The sequence below is a fragment of the Sphingopyxis witflariensis genome, assembly GCF_002205635.1.
Lineage (GTDB): Bacteria > Pseudomonadota > Alphaproteobacteria > Sphingomonadales > Sphingomonadaceae > Sphingopyxis > Sphingopyxis witflariensis.
Window position 1 is genome coordinate 391,256 of record NZ_NISJ01000002.1, and the last position, 21,922, is coordinate 413,177.

Below are 21,922 nucleotides of genomic sequence, written 5' to 3' on the forward strand. Positions count from 1 at the left end.
CTTTCTCCCCTCCCGCTTGCGGGAGGGGGATGTTACGGAGATTTGAATGACCAAAGCCGCCATTTTGATCGAACCCGGCAAGCCGCTCCAGATCGAAGATGTGGTCGTCGGCAACCCCGGCCCGCACGAGGTGCGCATCCGCACCGCCGCCTGCGGCCTGTGCCATTCGGACCTGCATTTCATCGACGGCGCCTATCCGCACCCCTTGCCCGCGATCCCCGGCCATGAAGCCGCGGGCATCGTCGAGGCAGTCGGCAGCGAAGTGCGCACGGTCAAGGTTGGCGACGCGGTCGTCACCTGCCTGTCGGCGTTTTGCGGCCACTGCGAATTTTGCGTTTCGGGCCGGATGTCGCTGTGCATGGGCGGCGACACGCGCCGTCCCGCAGGATCGGCGCCGCGCATCACGCGCCCCGACGGATCGCCGATCAACCAGATGCTGAACCTGTCCGCCTTTTCGGAGGTGATGCTGATCCACGAGCATGCGTGCGTCGCGATCGACCCCGAAATGCCGCTCGACCGCGCTGCGGTGATTGGCTGTGCGGTGACGACGGGTGCGGGCACCATCTTCAACGCGTGCAAGGTCACGCCGGGCGAAACCGTCGCGGTCGTCGGTTGCGGCGGCGTGGGTCTCGCGACGATCAACGCCGCGAAAATCGCCGGTGCGGGGCGCATCATCGCCGCCGACCCGATGCCCGAGAAGCGCGCGCTGGCGATGAAGCTGGGCGCGACCGATGTCGTCGATGCGATGGACGGCGATGCCGCAAAGCAGATCCTCGAGCTGAGCAAAGGCGGCGTCGATCATGCGATCGAAGCCGTCGGGCGTCCGGCTTCGGCCAGCCTCGCGGTTGCCTCGCTGCGCCGCGGCGGCACCGCGACGATCCTGGGCATGATGCCGCTGTCCGAAAAGGTCGGCCTGTCCGCGATGGATCTGCTGTCGGGCAAGAAATTGCAGGGCGCGATCATGGGCGGCAACCGTTTCCCGGTGGACATCCCGCGCCTCGTCGATTTCTATCTGCGCGGGCTGCTCGACCTCGACTCGATCGTCGCCGAGACGATCCCGCTCGATCAGATCAACCAGGGTTTCGACCGCATGAAGAAAGGCGACGCCGCCCGTTCGGTGATCGTATTCGATCAATGACTTTAGACGCACAAGCAGCCTTTAGCGGCACCGTCGCGCCCGAGGGCGCCGATATCCTCGACGAAGCCAAGCTCACCGCATGGATGGAAGCCAATGTCGAAGGCTTTGAAGGCCCGCTGACCCAGAGCAAATTTGCCGGCGGCCAGTCGAACCCGACATACAAGATCAGCGCGCCGTCGGGCAATTATGTCCTGCGGCGCAAGCCCTATGGCCAGCTGCTTCCGTCGGCGCATGCGGTCGACCGCGAATATAAGGTGCAGGCGGGGCTGCATAAGGCGGGCTTCCCCGTCGCGCGCCAATATGGCCTGTGCACCGACGAGAGTGTCATCGGCAGCTGGTTCTATGTGATGGGGATGGTCGACGGCCACACCATCTGGGACGGCGCGATGCCGGGATCGACCCCCGAAAATCGCCGTGCAACCTATGAAGCGATGATCGACACGCTCGCGGCATTGCACAATGTCGATGTCGAGGCGGCGGGCCTGTCCGACTATGGCAAACCCGGCAATTATTTCGGCCGTCAGGTCGATCGCTGGACCAAGCAGTACCGGCTGTCCGAGACCGAGACGATGGACGAGATGGAGCAGCTGATCGCCTGGCTGCCTGCGACCCTGCCCGAACAGACGCGCACCAGCGTCGTCCACGGCGATTATCGCATCGACAATATGATTTACGCGAAGGGCCGCCCCGAAATCCTCGCGGTGCTCGACTGGGAATTGTCGACGCTGGGCGATCCGCTCGCCGATTTCACCTATGTCGCGATGGCGTGGGTCACCGAAAATGGTGGCCGCTCGGGGGTTATGGATATCGACCGCGCGGCGCTGGGTATTCCCGAACTCGACGAAATGGTCGAACGTTATTGCAAGGCCACCGGCCGCGACGGCGTGCCCGACATGAACTGGTATTTCGCCTATAATTTCTTCCGCCTCGCGGGGATCATCCAGGGCATCAAGAAACGCGTGATCGAAGGCACCGCCTCTTCGCAGCACGCCAAGGATATGTCCGAACGCGTCCGTCCGCTCGCCGAAAAGGCTTGGGAATTTGCGAAGAAGGCCGGCGCATGAGCCTGTTCGACCTGAGCGGCCATGTCGCGCTGATCACCGGATCGTCGCGCGGCATTGGCAAGGCCACCGCCGAGGCGATGGCCGAGCAGGGCGCGAAGGTGGTGATTTCGAGCCGCAAGCAGGATGCGTGCGACGCGACCGCGGCCGAAATCAACGCGAAGCATGGCGACGGCACCGCGATCGCAGTCGCCGCGAACATCTCATCGAAGGATGATCTGCAAAATCTGGTGGACGAGACGCGCGCGGCGTTCGGCAAAATCACCACGCTCGTCTGCAACGCGGCGTCGAACCCCTATTATGGCCCCGGCCTCGGGATCAGCGACGATCAGTTCCGCAAGATCATGGACAATAATATCCTGTCCAACCACTGGCTGATCACGATGGTCGCGCCCGAAATGCTCGAACGCGGCGAAGGATCGATCACCATTATCAGCTCGATCGGCGGCCTCAAGGGATCGCCGATCATCGGCGCCTATGGCATTTCCAAGGCCGCCGACATGCAGGTCGCGCGCAATTTCTCGGTCGAATTCGGGCCGCGCGGGGTGCGCGTCAATTGCATTGCGCCGGGGCTGATCCGCACCGACATGGCGCGCGCCCTGTGGGAAAATCCCGAGAATCTCAAACGATCGACCGCCGCTTCGACGTTGAAGCGCATCGGCGAACCGCATGAGATTGCGGGCGCCGCGGTCTTCCTCGCCAGCCGCGCGGGGGCTTTTACCACCGGCCAGACCATCGTTTGCGATGGCGGTGCCACGATTTCAGGAGGTGCATGATGGGCGCGTTGGACGGCAAAATTGCGATCATCACCGGCGCGGGCAGTGGTATCGGTCGCGCGAGCGCGCTGCGCTTTGCCGCCGAGGGCGCGAAGCTCGTCATCGGCGACAAGAGCGCCGCGGTGCATGAGACGGCGCAAATGGTGAAGGATGCGGGCGGCGAAGCGGTCGCGCTGGAAATCGACGCCGGGGTCGAAGCCGATGTGGCTTCGCTCGTCGCCACCGCGAAAGACACTTATGGCGGGCTCGATATCGCCTTCGCTAACGCCGGGATCATCGGCGACATGGGCGGGATTTTCGATTTCGATCCCGTCGCCTGGGCCGAGACGCTGCGCGTCAATCTGATCGGACCCGCGCTGATGGTGAAACATGCCGGCAAAGCGATGGTCGATCAGGGCCGCGGCGGCGCGATCGTGCTGACCGCGAGCGTCGCAGGGCTCAATTCGGGCGCGGGTCCGGGGGCTTATTCGGCGTCGAAGGCGGGGGTCATCAACCTCGCCAAGACCGCCGCGCAGCAGCTGACCTCCAGCGGCGTGCGGGTCAACGCGATCTGCCCCGGCCTCACCGAAACCGGCATGACCAAGCCGACCTTCGACTATGCCAAGGCGAAAGAGGTCACCCACAAGCTGGGCCAGCTCAACCCGCTGAAGCGCGCGGCGCAGCCCGAGGAGCTCGCCAATGTCGCGCTGTTCCTCGCCAGCGATCAGGCAAGCTATGTCAACGGACAGGCGATTGCGGTCGACGGCGGGCTGACCAGCTCGCATCCGGTGACGCGTCAGCTGCTCGGCCAGACGTCGCACTAAGATGGCACATGGTTTCGACACCGCGCGGCTCGACCGCATCCCGGCCTTTCTCGCCGCCAAATATGTGAACAGCGGCCGCCTGCCGCACGCGGCGACGTTGGTGTCGCGGCGCGGCGAGATCGCGCATCTGTCGTGCATCGGCGACGCGCGGCCGGGCGAAGCACTGAAAGAGGATGCGATCTTCCGCATCGCCAGCATGACCAAGCCGATCACCTCGGTCGCCTTCATGATGCTGGTCGAGGAAGGCAAGGTCGCGCTGTCCGATCCGCTCACCAAATTTTGCCCCGAGTTCAAGGACACCGGCGTCTTTGTCGCGGGCGGCGGCAATGTGCCCTTCCTGACCCGCCCGCCGACGCAGCCGATCCGCATGGTCGATTTGCTGCGCCACACGGCGGGGCTGACCTATGGCTTTCAGGAGCGCACCCCGGTCGACGCCGCCTATCGCAAGGCGAAGATCGACGATTTCGACGCTGATTATACGATGGACAGCTTCATCGCGGGGCTCGCCAAGCTTCCGTTGCAGTTCGATCCCGGCGCGCACTGGAATTATTCGATGGCGACCGACGTCCTCGGCGCGGTGATCGAGCGAATCGAGGGCAAGCCCTTCGCGCAAGTGTTGCAGGACCGCATCTTCGGTCCGTTGGGCATGATCGACACCGGGTTTCAGGTTCCCGCCGACCAGCAGCATCGCCTGACCGACTGCTATATGTTCCACCCGGCCGAGAAGATGAAGCCGTTCGACGGCGGCGACCGCAGCCGCTGGGCCAAGGAACGCAGCTTTCATTCGGGCGGCGGCGGGCTCGTCTCGACCCTTTCCGACTATCACCGTTTCTGCCTGATGCTGCTCGGCGGCGGAAAGCTTGACGGGGTTCGCATCATCAGCCGCAAAACGCTCGACCTGATGACATCGAACCATCTCGTCGGCGGCGGCGACCTCACGAAGCACAGCGTCGGCGTGTTCAGCGAGGATGAAAATGCCGGGGTCGGTTTCGGCCTTGGCTTCGCGGTCACGCTCAACCCCGCCGACGCGGGCATTCCGGGTTCGGCGGGCGACTTTTACTGGGGCGGCATGTTCTCGACCGGCTTCTTTGTCGATCCGGTCGAACAAATTTGCATGGTCTTCATGACCCAGTTGATGCCCTCATCCACCTATCCCGTGCGGCGCGAGGTCAAGACGCTTGTCCACGCCGCGATCGACGATTGAACCAAGGAGCCTTTCCCATGTCCGAAGATACCCCGATTTCCGTCACGATGGAGAAAGATGGCGAAGTCGCCGTCATCATCGTCAACAACCCGCCGGTCAATGCGCTGAGCTGGCACGTCCGTCAGGGGCTGGAGGATCATTTCGCCGCCGCGCTGTCCGACGACAGCGTCAAGGCGATCGTGCTGCGCTGCGCCGGGGCGACCTTTATCGCGGGCGCCGACATCAGCGAATTCGGCAAGCCGCCGCGCGGCCCCGATTTCAACGCGGTGCTCAACAGCATCGAAGCGGCGTCAAAGCCCGTTGTCGCCGCGATCCACGGCACCGCACTCGGCGGCGGTCTGGAAACCGCACTCGTCTGCCATTACCGCATTGCGGTTCCCTCAGCAAAGCTCGGCGTTCCAGAGGTCAAGCTCGGCCTGCTTCCGGGTGCGGGCGGCACGCAGCGCCTGCCGCGCGTCGTTGGCGTCGAAGCCGCCGCGACGATGACCTCGACTGGCGACCCGCTGCCCGCGGCGAAGGCCAAGGAACTCGGCCTCGTCGACGAACTCGCGGGCGAGGACAGCCTTGCCGCCGATGCGATCGCTTTTGCGCGCGCCAAGATCGCCGACGGCCCGCGTCCGACGCGCACACGCCCGGTGTTCGGCGAGGTCGCGGTGATCGAGCAGCTCAAGGCCGCGAACGCCAAGCGCTGGCGCGGGTTCGAAGCCCCTTACGCCAACCTTGCCTGCGTCGAGGCCGCGACGCGCCTGCCCTTCGACGAGGGTCTCGCGTTCGAGCGCGAACAGTTTATGAAGCTGATGTTCGGCAGCCAGTCGGCCGCGCAGCGTCACATCTTCTTCGCCGAGCGCCAGGCGGCGAAGATTGACGGTCTGCCCAAGGACACCAAGCTGCGCGACATCAAAAAGGTCGGCGTGATCGGCGCCGGGACGATGGGCGGCGGGATTTCGATGAACTTCCTGCAAAAGGGCATCCCGGTCACGATCGTCGAGATGGCGCAGGACGCGCTCGACCGCGGCGTCGGCGTGATCCGCAAAAATTACGACGCGTCGGCCGCCAAGGGCCGTTACAAGCCCGAACAGGTCGACCAGATGATGGGCCTGCTTACCCCGACGCTCGGCCTCGAAGCGCTCGCCGACTGCGACCTGATCATCGAAGCCGTCTATGAGAATATGGACGTCAAGAAGGACATCTTCGGCAAGCTCGACACAATCGCCAAGCCCGGCGCGATCCTTGCGTCGAACACCAGCTATCTGGATATCGACGAAATCGCGACCGCGACGAGTCGCCCTGGCGACGTGCTGGGGATGCATTTCTTCTCGCCCGCCAATGTGATGAAGCTGCTCGAAGTCGTGCGCGGCGAAAAGACCGCACCCGACGCGCTGGCAACCGCGATGGCAATCGGCAAGAAGATCGGCAAGGTCGCGGTGGTCGCGGGCGTGTGCGACGGCTTTATCGGCAACCGCATGCTGAAGCCCCGCCAGCTCGAGGCGATGAACCTGCTGATGGAAGGCGCGACGCCGGCGCAGGTCGACAAGGTTCATGTCGAATTCGGCATGCCGATGGGCCCGTTCCAGATGAGCGACCTCGCCGGGGTCGACATCGGCTGGCACCGCGATCCCAACCGGATCGAGAGCATCCGCGACGCGCTGTGCGCCGAGGGCCGATGGGGCCAGAAGAAGCAGGCGGGCTTCTATGACTATGACGAGAAGCGCACCCCGTCGGAAAGCGCCCGCGTCACCGAGATCATCGAGGAATTCCGCAAGAAGTCCGGCGTCGAAAAGCGCGAGATCACCGATCAGGAAATCATCGAGCGCACCCTCTATCCGATGGTCAATGAAGGCGCGCTGATCCTGTCCGAAGGCAAGGCGCAGCGCGCGTCGGACATCGATGTCGTGTGGATCTATGGCTATGGCTGGCCGGTGTATCGCGGCGGCCCGATGTTCTGGGCGGGGCTGGAAGGCACCGACAAGATCGTCGCGGCGCTCGAAGGCCATGGCTTCGAGATCGCGCCGCTGCTCAAGGAAAAGGCCGAGGCCAAGACCGGCTTCTGACCCGCTTCACAGTGATAAAGGCGAGGCCGCCTGTCCCAGCGCGGGGCAGGCGGCCTTATTTTTGTCGCATCTCCGTCGATGTTCCGGCTGAAAACTTGCGATTCAGGGTTAAAGTGCTGGCAAGACCTGCCGTTACGGCAGAGCATGTTGCGCATGTCGTTCTTCGCCGTCCTCCTGCTCACCGGCGGTGTGCCGGTGGCCGCTCCAGTGGCAGCGCCGCAAGCGACGGCGGCCGGGGTCGCGCGGGCCCGCATCCTGTCACCCGCCGAAGTGCGGAGGATCGACGGGCGACTGGAAGTACGGACGGCTACGCCGACCGAGTTGCACCGAACCGCGCGACGCGATGGCGGTGTGACCGCGGATTTTTACTAGCGCTTCTTAACCCGTTCGCATCGAGCGAAGTCGAGATGCCCCTCGACCCGGCTTTACCCCGAGAGGTGTCTCGACTTCGCTCGACACGAACGGAATGATAGGCTTCGTCAGCCCTGAAGCGCCTTGATGATCGCCGAAAAGTCGCGGCCATCCTTGTCCGCCTCGACGAACGCCTCGTAGAGTTCGCGCGCTTTCGTCCCCATCGGGACATCGGCGTCGACGCTCGCGGCGGCTTCCATCGCGAGGCGCAGATCCTTGAGCATCAGCGCCGCAGCGAAACCGCCCTTATAATCATTGTCGGCAGGCGTGGTCGGGCCGACGCCGGGGAGCGGTGCGTAACTGGTCAACGACCAGCACTGCCCCGACGACACGCTGGCGATGTCGAAGAATTTCTGCGGATCGAGCCCGAGCTTTTGCGCGAGCGCGAGCGTTTCGCACGTCGCAACCATCGACGCGCCGAGCAGCATATTGTTGCAGATCTTCGCGCCCTGCCCCGCACCGGCGTCGCCAGCATGGATCACCGCCTTGCCCATTTTAGCAAGGATAGATTCGGCGCGCGCAAAACCCTCGTCGGTGCCGCCGACCATGAAGGTCAGCGTACCCGCGTTGGCGGCGGCGATACCGCCCGAGACCGGCGCATCAACCGCAACGAGGCCCTTCGCCGTTGCGGCTTCGATATTCGAGCGCGCGGTTGCGACGTCGATCGTCGAGCAATCAAGGAGCAAGGTGCCGGGTGCGGCGTTGGGGAAGACATCGGCTTCATAGACCGACGCAACATGCTTGCCCGCGGGGAGCATCGTCACCACGGCTTCGGCGCCGGTGACGGCTTCGGCTGCTGAGGCAGCGCGGACGCAGCCCGCCTCGACCGCGCGTGCGAGCGCGTCTTCGCTAAGGTCGAAAGCACGGACTTCGTGCCCGGCCTTCGCGAGGTTAGCGGCCATGCCGCCGCCCATATTGCCAAGTCCGATGAATGCGATTTTCATATATTCTCCCCTCCCGCTTGCGGGAGGGGCCGGGGGAGGGCCTGTCCCGATAATGGATATTGGGTGAGGACGACACGCCCTCCCCTAACCCCTCCCGCAAGCGGGAGGGGGACTGGGCTTATCGACCCTTCCACACGCCCTCGCGTTTCTCGATGAAGGCAGCCATGCCCTCGGCCTTATCCTCGGTTGCGGCGAGGATCTGGAACAGGCGGCGTTCGTAGACCAGCCCCTGATCGAGCGTGGTTTCGAACGCGGCGTTGACCATATCCTTGTTCACCATCGCGGCCATCGGCGGCATGGCGGCGATTGCGGTCGCGGTCTTGAGCGCTTCGTCGAGCAGGCTTTCATGCGCGACGACGCGCGCGACGAGGCCCGAGCGTTCGGCTTCCGCACCGTCCATCATCCGGCCGGTCAGGCACATTTCCATCGCCTTCGCCTTGCCGATCGCGCGCGTCAGCCGCTGCGACCCGCCCATACCCGGGGCGACACCGAGCTTGATTTCAGGTTGGCCGAATTTCGCCTTGTCCGACGCGATGATGAAGTCGGCCATCATGGCAAGTTCACAACCGCCGCCCAATGCGAAGCCGTTGACCGCCGCGATCCACGGCTTGCGGACCTTCTTCACGAAATCGCTCGTCCATTTGGAGAAGAAATCTTCGAGGTAGAAATCGGAGGCGGGCTTGTCGGCCATTTCCTTGATGTCGGCGCCCGCAGCAAAGGCCTTGTCGCCCGAGCCGGTGAGGACGGCGCAGCGCTGGCCGGGATCGGCCTCGAAGGCAGCGAAGGCGGCGATCAGATCGTCGAGCACTTTGGAATTGAGCGCATTGAGCGCCTGCGGGCGGTTGAGCGTCACCAGCGTGACGGCGCCGCGCGTTTCGACGAGGAGGGTTTCGTAGGTCATTCGGCAATCTCCAAATTTTCGTCATGCCGCACTTGATCCGGCATCCATGACCGCATGGCCCCCGGATCAAGTCCGGGGTGACGACGGGTGGGTGACTTGATCAGCTGAGCGGCGCCCATTTCTCGTTTTCGGGGAGCGGCGCGAAGATTGCGTCGATCCAGTCGTCGGTGACGGCCTCCGGCGTCGGCGGATCCCATTTGGGACTATTGTCCTTGTCGATGATCAGCGCACGGACACCCTCGATGAAGTCGTGCATTTGGACGACACGGGCGCCGATCGCATATTCCTGTGTCATCTGGGCAGCGAAGTCATGCATTGCCCCGCCTTCCTTGAGCTGGCGCAGCGCGACCTTGCAGGTTTGCGGACTTTTGCTGTGCAGCGCGGCGAGTTCCTTCGCGGCCCATTCGCCGCCGTCGGCTTCGAGCGCGGCGAGAATATCCTCATAGGTGTCGCTCGCGAACAGCCGGTTGATCTTGTCGAGATGCTGGGTGATCGCCGCAGGCGGCGCGGTCACCGACAACTCGCCCAAAATTCCGCCGATGCGGTCTGGGTGCGCCGCGATCCGCTCCTTCGCCTCGGCAAGTTTTTCGGACGGCAGATAATGCGTCGCGAGGCCGAGCGCCAAACATTCAGCGCCGTCGAGCCGCGCACCGGTGAGCGCGAGGAACACCCCGACGCGGCCTTCGAGCCGCGGCAGATACCAGCCGCCGCCGACGTCGGGGAACAGGCCGATCCCGGTTTCGGGCATCGCGAAGCGCGTATGCTCGGTCGCGACGCGATATTTGGCGGGCTGCGAAATCCCGACCCCGCCGCCCATGGTGATGCCGTCCATGAAGGCGACAACGGGCTTGGCGTAGGTGAAGAGCAGATGGTTGAGGCGATATTCGGTGTGGAAGAAGGCGCGTGCCTCCACCCCGTCCTTCGCGCCGCTTTCCGCGAGCATGCGGATGTCGCCGCCGGCGCAAAAACCGCGGCCTTCGCTATGATCGATGATGACGGCCTCGACCGCATCATCGTCCCGCCACGTCACGAGCGCAGCGATCATCGCCTCGCACATGCCGAGGTTGAGCGCGTGGATCGCCTTCGGGCGGTTGAGCGAAATGCGACCCACACGTCCATCGGTCGAGATCAAGACATCTTCGGTCATTGGCGCAACAAGTCCCTTCCGACGATCATTCGCATCACCTGGTTGGTGCCCTCGAGGATCGAATGAACGCGCAGGTCGCGCCAGAAACGCTCGATCGGATAATCCTTCAAATAGCCGTAGCCGCCGAACAGCTGGAGCGCGTCGTTGACGATCTTGCTGCCATTGTCGGTCGCGAGCCGCTTTGCCATCGCCGAGAAGCGCGACTTGTCGGGCGCGTTCGCGGTGACCTTTGCTGCGGCCATGTAGAGCAGCGCCCGCGCGGCTTCGAGGTCGGTCGCCATGTCGGCAAGCATGAACTGGGTGTTCTGGAAATCGGCGATCGGTTGGCCGAACTGCTGGCGGTCCCTGGTGTAGGCGACCGCTTCGTCGAGGCAGCGCTGCGCACCGCCGAGCGAGCAGGCGCCGATGTTGAGGCGGCCACCGTCGAGCCCCGCCATCGCGAAGCGGAAGCCGTCGCCCTCGACGCCCACGCGATTCTCGACCGGCACCTTCACATTGTCGAACATCACCTGCGCGGTAGGCGAGGCGTTCCAGCCGAGTTTGCGCTCCTTGGCGCCAAAGCTGACTCCGGGCATGTCCTTGTCGATGACGAGGCAGCTGATGCCCTTTGCCCCGGGGCCACCAGTGCGAACCATCGTGACATAGATGTCGTTGACCCCGGCGCCCGAAATGAACTGCTTGGTGCCGTTGACGACATAATGGTCGCCTTCGAGTTTCGCGCTGGTCTTGAGCGCCGCCGCGTCCGACCCGCTGCCCGGTTCGGTCAGGCAATAGCTGGCGATCTTGTCCATCGTGACGAGGCTGGGCAGGAATTTCGCCTTCACCTCGGCATTGCCGAAAGTGTCGATCATCCAGCTCGACATATTGTGGATCGAGATAAAGGCGCTCGTCGCGGGGCAGCCATAGGACATCGCCTCCATGATCAGCGCGGCTTCGAGCCGGCCGAGGCCGATGCCACCCGATTCCTCGCTGACATAGATTGCCGCGAAACCGAGTTCGGCCGCCGCCTTGATCGTCTCGCGCGGGAAAATCTGTTTCTCGTCCCATTCGGCGGCGTGCGGGGTGATCGCATCGGCGGTGAATTTGCGCGCCATATCCTGGATCGCGAGCTGGTCTTCGGTAAGCTGGAACTGATCGGTCATGCTGTCTTCTCGATAAGGGCTTCGGCTTCGATTTCGATTTTCCACTCGGGCCGCAGCAGCGCGGACACGACGACCATCGTCGCGGCGGGGCGAATGTCGCCGAACATCGCGCCATGGGCGCGGCCGACGAGGTCGGCGTCGGCGGGGTCGGTGATGAACATGCGGGTGCGGACGACGTCGGCGGGGCTGCCGCCGAGCGCGGCGAGCGCATCGGCGATGATCGTCAGGCAGCGCGCCGCCTGCACCCCGGCATCGCCGGGGGTCGACGATCCGTCGGGCTCGATCGGCGCGGTGCCAGCGACCGAAATACGGTCCCCGATCCGCACCGCCCGGCTATAACCGTAAAGCGGCTCATAGGGCGATGCGGAGGCAAGGGTCTGGCGGCCAACAAGGGCCGCCGGATTATCAGCCACAGGTGATCTGCGTAATCTTGTAAGCATCGTCATACATGACGTTCAGCCGGTCGATGCGATAGTCCATCGTCATCGCAGAACGCGGCGGGCCCCAACGCAAGGTGCGCGCGCCGGCTTCCTTGAGCAGCGTGCCGCCGAGCACAGGGGTCACGGTCTGACCGACATAGGATTGGACGGCATCGGCCTTGCACGCCATTTCGGCGGGCGGGGTCGCGGGGCCGGCTCCGGCGTCCGAACCGGTGCTTGCACAGGCGGCCAGCGGCAGCAGCGCAGCGGCGGCGATCCAGCGAATATCCATATCTATCTCCTCTTTCGACTCTTGCCTGTCACGCGGCACAGCGTGTGTAGCGCATCAGACCAGAAGCGCCCTCGCCATAATCGCGGCGGATCAGCGTTTTGCCGTCACCGCGCACGTCGAGCAGCATCTGCTGGTCCCATTCCATCCCTTCGCCGCTGAATTTATAGTCGGCGACGATCCGGTTCGCGGCGTGTTCGCGCACCCGGACCAGCTCGCCGTGCGATTCATAGAAGCGCAAATTGGTCGCGTCGATGGTCAGCAACCCCTTGGCATCACCCTTGGTAGAAGTGCAGTCGGCGGCAACGAGCCCCCAGCGCCCGCGGATCGTCGCGGGGATCGCCTTGCCACCCGCATCGCCGGTGGATTCGACCTTTTTCAGCGGCGCGTCGACAGGCTCAGGCTCGTCCGCCTGAGCAACCGTTTCAGGCGCAACAGCCGGTTCAGCAGGCGCAGCCTCGCGCAGCGGCGTGAGGTTCGCGGAGGCTTCGGGGCCCGACTTCTCGTCCTCGCCACCGCTGCAAGCCGCGAGCATCAGCACCGCCGCCGGGAGCATGATACGGATCATCGCCTTTCTCCTTCGCAGGAGAAATGCCCGATGTGCGGCACAGGTTTCATTCGCGCCGCGATCGTCAGCGGCCCGAACCGGTAGCAGAGGCAGGAGCGGCCGCCGCAGCAAGGCGGCGTCAGCCCATCGTCGGGATGACGAAGGCGTTGCCGCCGTCGAGCGATCCGTCGGGCCAGCGCTGGGTGATCGTCTTGACCTTGGTCCAGAATTTCACGCCTTCCATACCGTGCTGGTTGGTGTCACCGAATGCCGAACGCTTCCAGCCGCCGAAGCTGTGGTAGGCGACGGGGACCGGGATCGGGACGTTGATCCCGACCATGCCGACATTGACCCGCGCGGCGAATTCGCGCGCGGCATGACCATTGCGCGTGAAGATCGCGACGCCATTGCCATATTGATGCTTGCTGGGCAGTTCGAGCGCGGTTTCGAAATCGGCGGCGCGGACGATCTGCAGCACGGGGCCGAAGATTTCTTCCTTATAGCTTTCCATGTCGGGGGTGACATGGTCGAACAGGGTCGGGCCGACGAAGAAGCCCTTTTCGTGGCCCTGCAAGGTGAAGCCGCGGCCGTCGACGACCAGCTCGGCGCCCTCATCGGCGCATTTCTGGATCCAGCCTTCGACCTTTTCCTTATGCGCCTGCGTTACCACCGGGCCGTAATGCGCCTCGGCATCGGTCGACACGCCGACGCGCAGCGCTTCGATCGCGGGGATCAGTTTGGCGCGCAGGCGGTTCGCGGTGTCCTCGCCGACGGGAACGACGACCGGAAGCGCCATGCAGCGTTCGCCCGCCGAGCCGAAGGCGGCACCGGTGAGGTCATTAACGACCTGATCGAGATCGGCATCAGGCATCACGATACCGTGGTTCTTCGCGCCGCCCATCGCCTGCACCCGCTTGCCGTTGGCGACGCCGCGATTGTAGACATAATGGGCGATGTCGGACGAGCCGACGAAGCTCACCGCGCCGATATCGGGATGGTCGAGGATCGCGTCGACCATTTCCTTGTCGCCATGGACGACCTGAAAAATGCCTTCGGGCATTCCCGCTTCGAGGAAGAGTTCGCCAAGGCGCACCGGCACGCTGGGATCGCGCTCGCTGGGCTTCAGGATGAAGGCATTGCCGACCGCAGTTGCCACGCCGCCCATCCACAGCGGGATCATCGCGGGGAAGTTGAACGGGGTGATGCCGGCGCCGATGCCGATCGGCTGGCGCATCGAATAGACGTCGATGCCCGGACCCGCGCCCTGCGTATATTCGCCCTTCAGCACATGCGGCATGCCGCAGCAAAATTCGATGACCTCCAGCCCGCGCTGAATATCGCCCTTTGAATCGGCGATCACCTTGCCATGTTCGGCCGAGAGCATTTCGGCGAGCTCGTTCATATTGGCTTCGACGAGGCGCTTATATTCGAACATCACGCGCGCGCGGCGCTGCGGGTTCGTCGCCGCCCATGCGGGCTGCGCCGCCTTCGCCGCCGCGACCGCACGGTCGAGCAATGCGCGATCGCCGAGCGCGACCTGTGCCTGCACGCCGCCATTATTGGGGTCGAATATGTCGCTGAGACGGCCCTTGCCGCCGGCGCCGCCAACGATGTGGTGATCAATCTGTCGCATGCGTCGAGTCTCCCGTGAACAATTGCCGCCGGTTGAGACCAAGCCGGGCGTGATTGCAAGGGATAGACTTGCAGGACATGGCTGCATATTTGCAGTGCATGGATTGGGACAAGCTGCAATATTTCCTGATGGTCGCGCGCCACGGCACCCTCGCGCGCGCCGGGCAAGCGCTGCACGTCGATGCGACGACGGTGAGCCGCCGGGTGAGCGCACTCGAGGCGGCGCTCGAGCAGACCTTGTTCGAGCGCGCGCCGGGCGGCTTCATTCTGACCGCGGCGGGCCGCGCACTCGTCCCGCATGCCGAGGCGATGGCGGCGGCGGCGGCGCGCATCCACTCGGTGCGCGAGGGCGGGTCGGCATTATCGGGACAACTGCGGGTCAGCGTGTCCGAGGGTTTTGGCGGCAGTTTCATCGCGCCGCGTCTTGGCGGCTTCACGACCGCGCATCCCGAGTTGGAGATCGACCTTGTCGCGTCGAGCGGCTTTTTGAACCCGTCGCGGCGCGAGGCCGATATGGCGGTGCTGCTCGCGCGGCCGCGCAAGGGCCCGCTGATCACGCGCAAGCTGTCCGATTACAGCCTCGGGCTTTATGCACCCGCCGACCGCCTCGACTGGCAGGCGGCGGTGGCCGAGGCGCCGCTGTCGCGCGCGGGGATTCCCGTGATCGGTTATGTCCCCGACATTCTCTACGCGCCCGAGCTCGACTATCTGGGCGAGATCGAGCCGGGGCTGCGCGCCGGGGTCCGATCATCGAGCATCCTCGCGCAGCGGCGGATGATCGCGGGCGGCGCCGGGGTCGGCGTCCTCCCGTGCTTCCTCGCGGCGGGCGATCCCGCGCTAGTGCGGGTGCGCCCCGATCAGAGCATCGGACGCAGCTTCTGGCTCGCGCTCCACCGCGACGTTGCGCCGCAACCGCGTATCCGCGCCTTCATCGACTGGCTCGATGCTGAGGTGCAGAAAAGCCGGGGGCTGTTCGTTCCGGCCTAGCGTCCGTCACGCGGCAACCGCGCCATTCTCGACCGTGACCGGCGCAAGGCGCGGGCTCAGCCAGTGGATCGCGAGAACGGCGAGGAAATAGACGGTCGTGCAGATCGCGAAGATGATCGTGTAGTTGCCCGCGGTCGCATCGAGCACCAGCCCGGTCGACTTCGCCATGATCATCCCGCCGATGCCGCCCATGAACCCGCCGAGCCCGATCACCGACCCGACCGCGCGTTTCGGGAACATGTCGGGCGGGATCGACAGCAGGTTCGACGAAAAGGCCTGATGCCCCGCGAGCGCGATGCCGATCAGCACGACGGCAAGCCACATATTTTCAACCCCGGTGACGAACAGCAGCGGCAGCACGCAACAGCCCGCAATCAGCATCGCCAGCTTGCGCGCATAATTGGCGGTGTGACCACGCTGGATCAGTTTCGACGACAGCCATCCGCCCGCGATGCTGCCGACGTCGGACAGAAGATACATGGCGATCATCGGCAGCAGCACGATTTTGAGATCGACGCCATAGGTGCTGGCGAAATATTTCGGCAGCCAGAAGAGCATCAGGAACCACACCGGATCGGTGAGGAATTTGGCGACCGCGAACGCCCAGGCTTCACGCTTGGTGACGATTTTGGCCCAGCCGATGCGCTCGACCTTTTCGGGCGGGTCATGCTCGATCCACGCGAGTTCGCCTTCGCCCACCTTCCCGCTTTCGCGCGGGTTGCTGTAGAGCCAGAGCCACAGGATGAGCAGGATAGCGCCGAAAGCGCCGGTGTAGAGAAAGGTCTGGCGCCAATCGAAGCCCGCCCACGTCATGAACAGCCAGATCGTCGGCGCGGTCAGGATAACGCCGATCGTCGTCGCGCTGTTGACCCAGCCGATCGCGAAAGCGCGCTCCTTTTGCGGAAACCATTCGCTCGACGCGCGCACGACCGACGGGAAATGCCCCGCCTCGCCGACGCCAAGGATGACGCGCGCCGCCATGAAGGAGGCGATCGAACCGGCGAAACCATGCGCGATATGGCCGATCGTCCAGATGCTGATCGCAATGCTGTAACCGATCTTCGGCCCGAAACGGTCGATCAACCAGCCCATGATCAGGAAACCAAAAGCATAGGCGGCCTGAAAGGCGGTGACGATGTTGCCATAATCATTCTCGCTCCACCCCATTTCGTCGCCAAGGACGGGGGCGAGCAAGCCGAGCATCGTGCGGTCGATATAATTGACCGTTGTCGCGATGAAGAGCAGCGCGACGATCAGCCATCGATAATGGCCGGCACGGGGCGTCGGTGGCGCCGCCCCACTTGCTGTGATTGCCTGCGCCATATGTCTCTCCCTGATTATGGTTTTTAGAGGTTTGTCACCGTGCATCCAACCCGGAAGCGGCCGTCGAACACCGCCTCCGCGCGCTGGCCCGGACGAATTTCATGGACGCCGGTGATCGCGCCCGCCGACACCCAGGTCCCGGGAGCGATCGCGATGCCGCGCGCGCGCAATATGTGAATCAGGAACAGCGCCGAGCCGAAGGGGCCATCGAGCATCGTTTCCATCGTCGCCGCCCCGATGGTTTCGCCGTCGATCGCGAACTTCACCGGCATGCCGATGAGGTCGGCGTTCCGCCAGTCGGGAACTGCGGGGCCGAGCACCAGCCCCTTGTTGTTGCCATAGTCGGACGCGGTCACCGCGGGGCCGTGGCGATTAATGTCGGCGAAGGGCGAACTGGCGATCTCGATCCCCGTGCGCACCTCGGCAATCGCTTCACGCACGCTATCGAGATCATAGTCACGGTCGCCGACCGTGCCGAAGCAGAGCAGGATTTCGGCCTCGGCCGCAGCAAAACCCCGGCCATAGACGGGCATCGCCGGGGCTTCGCCCGCTGCGGTATCGACAATTTCATCGGTAAAGATCGGACCGGTCAGGCGGTTGCCGCCATATTGATCGGCCAGGTCGGGGGCGATGCGCCCGACCTTCCAGCCGCCGACGGGGCGGCCATCGAGGGCGATCGCGGCGTCCTGGATCGCATAGGCCTCGCCCATCGTCCGCGGCATTGTGCCGGGATATTGGGTAAGCGGTGTCTTTTCGGCGCGCGCGGCGAGAAACGCTTTGGCGACATTTTGCTGATCGATGGTCGCTGCCATTTGTATGCCTTTATCCTCGTCCGGCGACAGACCTAAAAGACACCGGTGTCAAACGCAAGCGAATAGCGCTCGATATGGTTGATTTTGGTGGCTCGAACGCCCATCAGGACAAGAGCGGGACCGGCATGGTCGGGACATCGCGCCCGAGGCGCACGGCTTGCAGGGGAAAGCTGGAGTTTATGGCGGCACAGATGACGGGGCCCGGGGCGAAGCAGCCGACGATCAACGATGTGGCGGCACTGGCGGGTGTATCGAAAAAGACGGTCAGCCGGGTCATCAACCGGTCCGAATTCATCAGCGAAAAGACGCGCACTGCGGTTCTGGAGGCGATCGAGACGCTGGGTTTCGTTCCCAATCCGCAGGCGCGCGCGCTCGCCTTTCGTCGCAACTTCCTGATCGCATTGCTCCACGACAATCCGAACGCGCAGACGGTGCTCAATTTTCAGCAGGGCGTGCTCGACGCGATCAAGGACAGCGACCTTGCGCTGCTCGTCCGTCCGGTCGATCGCGGATCAGACCAGATGCTCGACGATGTCCGCACCTTTCTGGAAAAGCAGCGCCCGATCGGCGCGATGCTGCTGCCGCCGATTTCGGAGAATGACGATCTCGCCGCACTCTGCGACCAACTCGGCGTGCGTTATGTCCGCATCGGATCGGCGCCGCTCGACGATGCGCAGCATTGCATCTCGTCGAACGACCATGACGTCGTCGTCGAGGTGTGCCGCAAGCTGATCGCGCTCGGCCACCGCGACATCGGCTTCGTTCGCGGCCCCGCCGGCTTCCGTTCCGCCGCCGAACGCGAAAAGGGATTCCATGAAGCGCTTGCCGAAGCCGGGTTGAAGCTCGACGACGCATATTATGCGCCGGGCAATTACCGCTATGCCGCCGGGGTCGAGGCGGGCGAGAAATTGCTGTCGCTCGCCAAGCCGCCGACCGCAATCTTCTGTTCGAACGACGAAATGGCGGCGGGGGTGATGCGCGTCGCGCATGAAAAGGGCATTTCCGTGCCCGGCCAGCTGTCGATCATCGGTTTCGACGATTCGCCGACCGCGACGCATATCTGGCCTGCGCTGAGCACGGTGCGCTGGCCGATCCGCGAGATGGGGGTGCGCGCCGCGCAGCTGCTGGTTCCCGACTTCCTCGGCCCCGTCGGCAAAGCCGCCGATGAGGAAGATCCGGCCGCGCTCGTCTCGACCTTCATCGAGCGCCAGTCGGTCGCGCCGCCGGGTCGTTAATTCAGCGCGCCAGCCATCCGCCATCGACGGCGAGGATATGGCCCTGGACATAATCCGACGCCGACGACGCCAGAAATACCGCCGCGCCGCCGATGTCGGCGGGGTCGCCCCAGCGGCCTGCGGGGATGCGTTCGACGATCTGGCGATTGCGTGTTTCATCGCCCTGTAGCGCTGCGGTGTTGTTCGTCGCGATATAGCCGGGCGCGATCGCGTTTACATTGACGCCCTTCGCCGCCCATTCATTGGCGAGCAGCTTGGTGAGACCGCCGACGCCCGATTTCGACGCGGTGTAGCTTGGCACGCGGATGCCGCCCTGAAAGGTCAGCATCGAGGCGATGTTGATGATCTTGCCGCTGCCGCGCGCAATCATATGGCGGCCCACGGACTGGCAGAGGAAGAAAAGCGTCTTGAGATTGGTGTCCATCACCGCGTCCCAATCGGCCTCGGTGAAATCGACCGCGTCGGCGCGGCGGATGATGCCGGCATTGTTGACGAGGATGTCGATGCGGCCATAGTCCGCCAGCACGGCATCGACGAGCGGCTGCACCGCGCCGACGCTCGACAGGTCGGCGGCGAAATTTTCACCCCGGCGGCCGAGTGCGCGCACCTTGCCGACGGTCTCGTCGGCGGGTGAGCGGCCCGCGGCCGCAATGTCGGCCCCGGCTTCCGCGAGCGCAAGCGCAATCCCCTGCCCGATGCCGGTGTTGGCGCCGGTGACCAGCGCCACTTTTGCTGTCAGGTCGAATGGCTTCATGGTTCGCTTTATCCTCTCGTCACGCCGGACTTGATCCGGAGTCCATGATCTCGCGCGCAGTTCTTCGCCAAATGGATCCCGGATCAAGTCCGGGGTGACGAAGGACGCATGATCGCGTTTACTTCAGCTGGCAGATGTCGAGGACATTCATGTCGGTATAGTCGAGATTCTCGCCGCCCATCGCCCAGATGAAGGCATATTTCTTGGTTCCCGACCCCATGTGGATCGACCAGGGCGGGCTGATCACCGCTTCCTCATTCGCGATCACGATATGCCGCATGCTGTCCGGCTCACCCATATAATGGAAGATGCGGTCATTCTCTTCGGGCAGTTCGAAATAGAGGTAGATTTCGCTGCGCCGGTCGTGGAGGTGCGGCGGCATCGTGTTCCATACGCTGCCTTCCTCGAGCACGGTCAGCCCGAGCAGCAATTGCGCGCTTTCGCACACGCCGGGGATGACGAGCTGGTAGATCGTCCGCTGGTTCGAATTGGCAAGGTCGCCGCGCGCGAGCGGATTCGCCTGGTCGAGCGTGATATGCTTGATCGGGCAGACTTTGTGCGCGGGAAGCGACGCCAGATAGAAGCGCGCACCATCGCCCTCGAACAGCACCTCGGTCGATCCCATCGGGATATAGAGGCACTCCTTATTCTTCATCTCGAAACGCTGGCCGTCGACGCTGATCGCGCCGGGGCCGCCGATATTGACCGCCGCCATCTCGCGGCGTTCGAGGAAGGGGTGGCCCGCGGCTGACGCCGGGACGCTCTGTTCGGGCAACTTTAACGCCGCGCCCTTCGGCACCGCGCCGCCGATCACGAAGCGCTCATTGTGCGAATAGTTGAGGTTGATCTGGCCGTCCGCGAACATGCCCGTCACCAGATAGCGGTCGCGCAGCGCGTCATTGCCGGCGCATTCCATCATGTCGGGGTGGGTGGCGTGATAGGTTTTGGCAAACATGGCGGCATCCTCGCGATAGACTTTTTTGCAGAATCTTCGGCTAGCGTGAATGGTAACCGGTGTCAATCGATCGAAATGGCGAAGACGGGGCAAATTTGTCGTAATTTGTCGCAAGCGGTGCATTGCGCTTGCATGCGCCATATCAATCGGTTGAATAGGCGCCATTCCGCCCATCCCCCGGCGGACCGACACGAGAATATCGACTATGCTGAAAAAAAGGTCGCTGTGGCTGACCGGAGCCCTGAGCGCTGCAACGCTGGCCTTGGGTGCCTGTGCGAACAAGGATGAGCAGGGTGGCCGCGATCGCGGGGCACCGCAGGTCGGCTATGTCGTCGCCGCAGTCGGGGCCGTGCCGGTCACCACCGAATTGGGCGCGCGCACCGTCGCCTTTGAAACCAGCGAAATCCGGCCGCAGGTCAGCGGCCTGATCCGCCGCCGCCTGTTTACCGAAGGCGGCCTCGTCCGCGCCGGCCAGCCGTTGTATCAGATCGACGCCAGCCTCTATCAGGCGGCGGTCGATCAGGCGGCGGCAAACCTCGCGAGCGCCCGTGCCAGCGCGCAGGCCGCCGAGGAAAAGGCGCGCCGCTTTGCACCGCTCGCCAAGATGCAGGCGATCGCCGAACAGGATTATACCGATGCGCTGGCGCAGGCCCGCGTCGCGCGCGCCGCAGTCGCGCAAAATGCCGCGATGCTGGAAACCGCGCGCATCAACCTGCGCTACACCAACCTGTCGGCACCGATCAGCGGGCGCATCGGCCGCTCGCTCGCCACCCCCGGCGCGCTCGTCAGCGCCAGTCAGGCGACCCCGCTCGCGGTCATCCAGCAGACCGATCCGATGTATGTCGACATGCAGCAATCGAGCGCCGAACTGACCACACTGCGCCAGGCAATCGCCAGCGGCGGCACGACGGCGGGGAGCACGTCGGTGCGCCTGCGGCTGGAAGATGGCAGCGCCTATGGCTTTGCCGGCACCGTCCAGTTTTCCGAAATCACCGTCAACGAAGCCACCGGCACCGTGACGCTGCGCGCGCGCTTTCCCAATCCGCAAGGCCTGCTGCTGCCCGGCATGTTCGTGACCGCCCTGTTCGAGCAGGCAGTCAATCCCGCCGCGATCCTGATCCCCCAGGCGGCGGTGCAGCGCGATTTCGACGGGTCGGCCTTCGTCTATCTGGCGGGCAAGGACAATAAGGCGGTGCGGCGTAAGGTCACCGCGGCGCGGACCGTCGGCCCCAATTGGGTAGTCACCGACGGGCTGAAAGCGGGCGAGCATGTCATCACCCAGGGCCTCGCCAATCTGAAGCAGGGCGCACCGATCCGACCCGTTCCAGCGGCCAGCGCGCAACGCGTGGGACCGCCGCCGGCGGGCCAGACTGCAAAGGGTAAATAGCCCG

At 64.3% G+C, this 21,922-nt stretch carries 22 protein-coding genes; 10 read left to right on the top strand and 12 right to left on the bottom strand.

What is annotated here, in order from left to right:
- The first annotated feature begins 46 nt into the window (after positions 1-46).
- The 7 genes from CDQ91_RS05825 to CDQ91_RS05855 all read left to right on the top strand — a co-directional run bounded on the left by CDQ91_RS05825 (position 47) and on the right by CDQ91_RS05855 (position 7,405).
- Complete coding sequence (locus tag CDQ91_RS05825; protein ID WP_088471761.1) at positions 47-1,138, top strand: Zn-dependent alcohol dehydrogenase; 1,092 nt, start codon at positions 47-49, stop codon at positions 1,136-1,138.
- The gene (locus tag CDQ91_RS05830) at positions 1,135-2,202 is read left to right on the top strand and encodes a phosphotransferase family protein (protein ID WP_088471762.1); all 1,068 of its coding nucleotides are present in this window, start codon (positions 1,135-1,137) and stop codon (positions 2,200-2,202) included. The genes CDQ91_RS05825 and CDQ91_RS05830 overlap by 4 nt, the downstream gene beginning before the upstream one ends.
- Positions 2,199-2,975 (top strand): SDR family NAD(P)-dependent oxidoreductase, encoded by a 777-nt coding sequence (locus CDQ91_RS05835; RefSeq protein ID WP_088471763.1) that lies wholly within the window; start codon positions 2,199-2,201, stop codon positions 2,973-2,975. The genes CDQ91_RS05830 and CDQ91_RS05835 overlap by 4 nt, the downstream gene beginning before the upstream one ends.
- Positions 2,975-3,778, top strand: coding sequence for an SDR family NAD(P)-dependent oxidoreductase (locus CDQ91_RS05840; RefSeq protein ID WP_088471764.1), 804 nt, complete (start codon positions 2,975-2,977; stop codon positions 3,776-3,778). The genes CDQ91_RS05835 and CDQ91_RS05840 overlap by 1 nt, the downstream gene beginning before the upstream one ends.
- Position 3,779: 1 nt before the next feature.
- Positions 3,780-4,982 (top strand): serine hydrolase domain-containing protein, encoded by a 1,203-nt coding sequence (locus CDQ91_RS05845; RefSeq protein WP_088471765.1) that lies wholly within the window; start codon positions 3,780-3,782, stop codon positions 4,980-4,982.
- 17 nt (positions 4,983-4,999) lie between these two features.
- Positions 5,000-7,033: a 3-hydroxyacyl-CoA dehydrogenase NAD-binding domain-containing protein gene (locus CDQ91_RS05850; RefSeq protein ID WP_088471766.1), complete on the top strand. Its 2,034-nt coding sequence runs from the start codon at positions 5,000-5,002 to the stop codon at positions 7,031-7,033.
- Positions 7,034-7,186: 153 nt separating this feature from the next.
- Positions 7,187-7,405 (top strand): hypothetical protein, encoded by a 219-nt coding sequence (locus CDQ91_RS05855; protein ID WP_237245835.1) that lies wholly within the window; start codon positions 7,187-7,189, stop codon positions 7,403-7,405.
- A 107-nt stretch (positions 7,406-7,512) separates the two neighbouring features.
- On the opposite strand, the gene mmsB is transcribed toward CDQ91_RS05855, so the two are convergent.
- The 8 genes from mmsB to CDQ91_RS05895 form a co-directional block, all read right to left on the bottom strand.
- Positions 7,513-8,388 (bottom strand): 3-hydroxyisobutyrate dehydrogenase, encoded by an 876-nt coding sequence (gene mmsB, locus CDQ91_RS05860; RefSeq protein ID WP_088471768.1) that lies wholly within the window; start codon positions 8,386-8,388, stop codon positions 7,513-7,515.
- Positions 8,389-8,506: 118 nt separating this feature from the next.
- Positions 8,507-9,289, bottom strand: a complete 783-nt coding sequence (locus tag CDQ91_RS05865) for an enoyl-CoA hydratase-related protein (RefSeq protein WP_088471769.1) — start codon at positions 9,287-9,289, stop codon at positions 8,507-8,509.
- A 100-nt stretch (positions 9,290-9,389) separates the two neighbouring features.
- Complete coding sequence (locus CDQ91_RS05870) at positions 9,390-10,436, bottom strand: enoyl-CoA hydratase/isomerase family protein (RefSeq protein WP_088471770.1); 1,047 nt, start codon at positions 10,434-10,436, stop codon at positions 9,390-9,392.
- Positions 10,433-11,578, bottom strand: a complete 1,146-nt coding sequence (locus CDQ91_RS05875; RefSeq protein ID WP_088471771.1) for an acyl-CoA dehydrogenase family protein — start codon at positions 11,576-11,578, stop codon at positions 10,433-10,435. Before CDQ91_RS05875 ends, CDQ91_RS05870 begins: the two co-directional genes overlap by 4 nt.
- On the bottom strand, positions 11,575-11,991 hold the full coding sequence (locus tag CDQ91_RS05880; protein WP_237245836.1) for a RidA family protein: 417 nt from the start codon (positions 11,989-11,991) through the stop codon (positions 11,575-11,577). The genes CDQ91_RS05875 and CDQ91_RS05880 overlap by 4 nt, the downstream gene beginning before the upstream one ends.
- Positions 11,984-12,289: an I78 family peptidase inhibitor gene (locus CDQ91_RS05885; protein WP_088471772.1), complete on the bottom strand. Its 306-nt coding sequence runs from the start codon at positions 12,287-12,289 to the stop codon at positions 11,984-11,986. Before CDQ91_RS05885 ends, CDQ91_RS05880 begins: the two co-directional genes overlap by 8 nt.
- 28 nt (positions 12,290-12,317) lie before the next feature.
- Positions 12,318-12,854 carry a hypothetical protein gene (locus CDQ91_RS05890; protein WP_088471773.1) on the bottom strand — a complete coding sequence of 179 codons (537 nt, stop codon included), beginning with the start codon at positions 12,852-12,854 and terminating at the stop codon, positions 12,318-12,320.
- A 118-nt stretch (positions 12,855-12,972) separates the two neighbouring features.
- Positions 12,973-14,466, bottom strand: a complete 1,494-nt coding sequence (locus tag CDQ91_RS05895) for a CoA-acylating methylmalonate-semialdehyde dehydrogenase (protein WP_088471774.1) — start codon at positions 14,464-14,466, stop codon at positions 12,973-12,975.
- Between the two features lie 77 nt (positions 14,467-14,543).
- On the opposite strand from CDQ91_RS05895, the gene CDQ91_RS05900 reads away from it, so the two are divergent.
- Positions 14,544-15,452, top strand: coding sequence for a LysR family transcriptional regulator (locus CDQ91_RS05900; protein ID WP_237245837.1), 909 nt, complete (start codon positions 14,544-14,546; stop codon positions 15,450-15,452).
- Between the two features lie 6 nt (positions 15,453-15,458).
- On the opposite strand, the gene CDQ91_RS05905 is transcribed toward CDQ91_RS05900, so the two are convergent.
- Together CDQ91_RS05905 and CDQ91_RS05910 are read right to left on the bottom strand one after the other, a co-directional pair.
- A complete protein-coding gene (locus CDQ91_RS05905; protein ID WP_088471776.1) occupies positions 15,459-16,775 on the bottom strand; it encodes an MFS transporter in 1,317 nt (438 codons plus the stop codon).
- Positions 16,776-16,798: 23 nt separating this feature from the next.
- A complete protein-coding gene (locus CDQ91_RS05910) occupies positions 16,799-17,587 on the bottom strand; it encodes a 2-keto-4-pentenoate hydratase (RefSeq protein ID WP_088471777.1) in 789 nt (262 codons plus the stop codon).
- Between the two features lie 191 nt (positions 17,588-17,778).
- Between CDQ91_RS05910 and CDQ91_RS05915 the strand changes: the two genes are divergently transcribed.
- Positions 17,779-18,822 carry a LacI family DNA-binding transcriptional regulator gene (locus tag CDQ91_RS05915; RefSeq protein WP_237245838.1) on the top strand — a complete coding sequence of 348 codons (1,044 nt, stop codon included), beginning with the start codon at positions 17,779-17,781 and terminating at the stop codon, positions 18,820-18,822.
- 1 nt (position 18,823) lies between these two features.
- Here CDQ91_RS05915 and kduD read toward each other — a convergent pair whose 3' ends face one another.
- Both kduD and kduI read right to left on the bottom strand, forming a co-directional pair.
- Entirely contained in the window at positions 18,824-19,576 is a 753-nt protein-coding gene (kduD, locus tag CDQ91_RS05920) for a 2-dehydro-3-deoxy-D-gluconate 5-dehydrogenase KduD (protein ID WP_088471779.1), read from the bottom strand.
- 118 nt (positions 19,577-19,694) lie between these two features.
- Positions 19,695-20,531 carry a 5-dehydro-4-deoxy-D-glucuronate isomerase gene (gene kduI / locus CDQ91_RS05925; RefSeq protein WP_088471780.1) on the bottom strand — a complete coding sequence of 279 codons (837 nt, stop codon included), beginning with the start codon at positions 20,529-20,531 and terminating at the stop codon, positions 19,695-19,697.
- A gap of 205 nt (positions 20,532-20,736) precedes the next feature.
- Between kduI and CDQ91_RS05930 the strand changes: the two genes are divergently transcribed.
- Positions 20,737-21,918, top strand: coding sequence for an efflux RND transporter periplasmic adaptor subunit (locus CDQ91_RS05930; protein WP_174688470.1), 1,182 nt, complete (start codon positions 20,737-20,739; stop codon positions 21,916-21,918).
- Positions 21,919-21,922 lie beyond the last annotated feature (4 nt).

Bases quoted from the DNA above. Each gene is read 5' to 3' on its own strand.
- mmsB (WP_088471768.1), bottom strand. From the start codon at position 8,388: ATGAAAATCGCATTCATCGGACTTGGCAATATGGGCGGCGGCATGGCC.
- CDQ91_RS05840 (WP_088471764.1), top strand. From the start codon at position 2,975: ATGGGCGCGTTGGACGGCAAAATTGCGATCATCACCGGCGCGGGCAGT.
- CDQ91_RS05850 (WP_088471766.1), top strand. From the start codon at position 5,000: ATGTCCGAAGATACCCCGATTTCCGTCACGATGGAGAAAGATGGCGAA.
- CDQ91_RS05875 (WP_088471771.1), bottom strand. From the start codon at position 11,578: ATGACCGATCAGTTCCAGCTTACCGAAGACCAGCTCGCGATCCAGGAT.
- CDQ91_RS05910 (WP_088471777.1), bottom strand. From the start codon at position 17,587: ATGGCAGCGACCATCGATCAGCAAAATGTCGCCAAAGCGTTTCTCGCC.
- CDQ91_RS05885 (WP_088471772.1), bottom strand. From the start codon at position 12,289: ATGGATATTCGCTGGATCGCCGCCGCTGCGCTGCTGCCGCTGGCCGCC.
- CDQ91_RS05930 (WP_174688470.1), top strand. From the start codon at position 20,737: ATGCTGAAAAAAAGGTCGCTGTGGCTGACCGGAGCCCTGAGCGCTGCA.
- CDQ91_RS05915 (WP_237245838.1), top strand. From the start codon at position 17,779: ATGACGGGGCCCGGGGCGAAGCAGCCGACGATCAACGATGTGGCGGCA.
- kduD (WP_088471779.1), bottom strand. From the start codon at position 19,576: ATGAAGCCATTCGACCTGACAGCAAAAGTGGCGCTGGTCACCGGCGCC.
- kduI (WP_088471780.1), bottom strand. From the start codon at position 20,531: ATGTTTGCCAAAACCTATCACGCCACCCACCCCGACATGATGGAATGC.
- CDQ91_RS05900 (WP_237245837.1), top strand. From the start codon at position 14,544: ATGGCTGCATATTTGCAGTGCATGGATTGGGACAAGCTGCAATATTTC.
- CDQ91_RS05845 (WP_088471765.1), top strand. From the start codon at position 3,780: ATGGCACATGGTTTCGACACCGCGCGGCTCGACCGCATCCCGGCCTTT.
- CDQ91_RS05895 (WP_088471774.1), bottom strand. From the start codon at position 14,466: ATGCGACAGATTGATCACCACATCGTTGGCGGCGCCGGCGGCAAGGGC.
- CDQ91_RS05865 (WP_088471769.1), bottom strand. From the start codon at position 9,289: ATGACCTACGAAACCCTCCTCGTCGAAACGCGCGGCGCCGTCACGCTG.
- CDQ91_RS05855 (WP_237245835.1), top strand. From the start codon at position 7,187: ATGTCGTTCTTCGCCGTCCTCCTGCTCACCGGCGGTGTGCCGGTGGCC.
- CDQ91_RS05835 (WP_088471763.1), top strand. From the start codon at position 2,199: ATGAGCCTGTTCGACCTGAGCGGCCATGTCGCGCTGATCACCGGATCG.
- CDQ91_RS05890 (WP_088471773.1), bottom strand. From the start codon at position 12,854: ATGATCCGTATCATGCTCCCGGCGGCGGTGCTGATGCTCGCGGCTTGC.
- CDQ91_RS05830 (WP_088471762.1), top strand. From the start codon at position 1,135: ATGACTTTAGACGCACAAGCAGCCTTTAGCGGCACCGTCGCGCCCGAG.
- CDQ91_RS05870 (WP_088471770.1), bottom strand. From the start codon at position 10,436: ATGACCGAAGATGTCTTGATCTCGACCGATGGACGTGTGGGTCGCATT.
- CDQ91_RS05905 (WP_088471776.1), bottom strand. From the start codon at position 16,775: ATGGCGCAGGCAATCACAGCAAGTGGGGCGGCGCCACCGACGCCCCGT.
- CDQ91_RS05825 (WP_088471761.1), top strand. From the start codon at position 47: ATGACCAAAGCCGCCATTTTGATCGAACCCGGCAAGCCGCTCCAGATC.